This is a genomic window from Hymenobacter agri (assembly GCF_054778495.1).
The window spans coordinates 1-2,562 of sequence record NZ_BAAGZM010000601.1 but is presented as its reverse complement, the minus strand read 5'-3'; the positions used below and the strand labels follow the sequence as shown (position 1 = coordinate 2,562).

Below are 2,562 nucleotides of genomic sequence, written 5' to 3'. Positions count from 1 at the left end.
CCGCACCACCGAGCTGAGCCGCGCCCTGGCCGAAACCGAGCGGCAGCGCGAGCATCTGCACCAGCAACAGCAGGCCCTGCAACAGATTCTGGAGCAGGTGCCCGCCGCCGTGGCCACCCTGCTGGGCCCGCAACACGAGTATTCGTTTTTCAATGCCCGCTACCAAGCCCTGGTGGGCGGGCGGGCGCAGCTGGGCCAGGCCGTGGCCGCCTGCCTGCCCGAGCTCGTAACGCAGGGCCTCACCCAAGTGCTCGATGAGGTATTCACCACCGGCGAGCCCTTCGTGGGCCTCGAGCGCCTCGTGGAACTGCACCACCCCGGGGCCACGGAGCCCGCCCGGCGCTATCTCAACTTCACCTACCAGCTGCTGCCCGCCGCCCCCGACCAGCCCCGCAGCCTGCTGGCCTTCATCGTGGACAACACCGACCAGGTGCAGAGCCGCCAGCGCGTGGCCGAAGCCAACCAGAACCTGACCAGCGCCAACGCCGCCCTCGACCTAAGCAACCGCCGCCTCACCCGCACCAACGCCGACCTCGACACCTTCGTGTACACGGCCAGCCACGACCTCAAGCAGCCCATCAACAACCTGCTGGGCCTGCTCGATGAGCTGCGCCGCACCGTGGCCTTCGCCGACCCCGCCGAGGGCGAGCTGCTGCTGCCCATGATTGAGCAGGCCCTGCACCAGCTCGGCACCACCATCGACGACCTGGCCGCCGTGGGCCAGGTGAAGCAGGCCAGCGGGGCGCCCGTCGAAACCGTCGACCTCGCCGAACTAACCCACGAGGTGTTGCAGGCCCTGCAGCCGCAGATGCTGGCCGCCCGCGCCCGCATCACCACCGATTTTGCCATTGCGCCCACCATCCGCTACTCACGCGCTAACCTGCGCACCATCCTGCTCAACCTCATCGGCAACTCCCTGAAGTACGCCGACCCCGCCCGCACGGCCCGCATCCACCTCTCACTCTGGAAGGAAAACGGCGCGCCCCTGCTCCTCATCGAAGACAACGGCCTGGGCTTCGACGCCCACCGCCACCAAGCCGAGCTGTTCCAGCTGTTCCGCCGCTTCCACACCCACACCGAAGGCACCGGCGTGGGCCTCTACCTCGTGAACCGCATCGTGCAGGGCAACGGCGGCCGGGTAGAGGTGGAAAGTGAAATCGGGCAGGGCACCACATTCCGGCTGTATTTGTAGGCGGGGCCGGAGGAAAGAAAAAGAACGTTATGCTGAGCATTCCGCGCATCAAGCGGCGAGCGCAGCCGCAGTCGAAGCATCTCGCGTGCAGCAGTAAACCCAATTGATGGGATTAGTTGCGCGATAGAGATGCTTCGACTGCGGCTGCGCTCGCCGCTCAGCATGACGTTCCTTTGTTCCCGATACCCAATACCGCACACCTAAAACATAGCATGCAAGCCTTCCTCTTCGACCTCAACGGCACGATGGTGCACGACATGGAATACCACACCCGCGCCTGGCAGCGGCTGTTCAACGAAGACCTGGGCGGCAGCTTCACCTGGGAGGAAGTAAAGCCGCAGATGTACGGCAAGAACCGCGAGGTGCTCACCCGCATGTTTGGCCCCGACCGCTTCACCCTGGAGGAGATGGACCAGCTGGGCCTCGAAAAAGAGCGCCGCTATCAGCAGGAGTTCCGCCCGCAGCTGGCGCTGCTGCCGGGCCTGCCGGCGTTTCTGGAAGCCGCCCACCGGCGCGGCATCCGCATGGCCATCGGCTCGGCCGCCATCCCGTTCAACATCGATTTCGTGCTCGATAACCTCCACATTCGCCACTACTTCCAGGCCATCGTGAGCGCCGACGACGTGGCCGTGAGCAAGCCCGACCCCGAAGTGTTCCTGCGCTGCGCCGAGCTGCTGGGTGTGCCGCCCGCCGAGTGCCTCGTGTTCGAAGACGTGCCCAAAGGCGCCGAAGCCGCCCGCAACGCCGGCATGGACGCCGTGGTGCTCACCACCACGCACGCGGTGGCGGAGTTCGACTACCTATCCAACGTCCGCCACTTCGCGCCCGATTTCACGGATGCGTTCATGCGCGGACTGGTAGCGTAAGGCGGAGTACCCCGAATTTTCAATTCGGCCCGTTGGACGGTTACGCGTGGCATCGTTCAGTGGGCCGAATTGAAAATTCGGGGTACCCCGCATTACGGCAGTACCGCCAGGCGCACCGCCGAGGGGTGCGCCGCATCGTGGTACACCCGAATGGTGGCCTTCTGAAAATCCTTGGCGTCGGCCGTGGCGATGGGCACGAAGGTCTGCGGGTTTCTATCCACGAGCGGGAACCAAGTGCTTTGCACCTGCACCATGAGGCGGTGGCCGGCGGCGAAGGTGTGCAGCACGTCGGGCAGCTCGTACTGCACCCGGGTGGGCTGGTTGGGCCGGAAGGCCTCGGGCTTGCTGAAGCTGTTGCGGAAGCGGCCGCGCATCACTTCGGCGCGCACCAGGCGCTGGGTGCCGTCGGGCTGCTCGTCGATGACTTTCACGATGAAGTCGGCATCGGTGCCGGTGGTGCTCACCCACAGGTCGGCCGTGAGCGGGCCGGCCACCGTGAGGGCC

Annotated in this window: 3 protein-coding genes; 2 read left to right on the top strand and 1 reads right to left on the bottom strand. The window is 65.9% G+C overall.

Translation table 11 applies throughout. The features are described from left to right. Both ACYVDE_RS19955 and ACYVDE_RS19950 read left to right on the top strand, forming a co-directional pair. Positions 1–1,192 (top strand): sensor histidine kinase (locus ACYVDE_RS19955; protein ID WP_460503291.1); only part of this gene is annotated, 1,192 nt, incomplete at its 5' end. 212 nt (positions 1,193–1,404) lie between these two features. Then, a complete protein-coding gene (locus tag ACYVDE_RS19950) occupies positions 1,405–2,058 on the top strand; it encodes an HAD family hydrolase (protein WP_460503290.1) in 654 nt (217 codons plus the stop codon). A gap of 92 nt (positions 2,059–2,150) precedes the next feature. Here ACYVDE_RS19950 and ACYVDE_RS19945 read toward each other — a convergent pair. Next, positions 2,151–2,562, bottom strand: a 412-nt coding sequence (locus tag ACYVDE_RS19945; protein WP_460503289.1) for a CocE/NonD family hydrolase, incomplete at its 5' end; no start/stop codon positions are given.

Bases quoted from the DNA above. Each gene is read 5' to 3' on its own strand.
- ACYVDE_RS19950 (WP_460503290.1), top strand. From the start codon at position 1,405: ATGCAAGCCTTCCTCTTCGACCTCAACGGCACGATGGTGCACGACATG.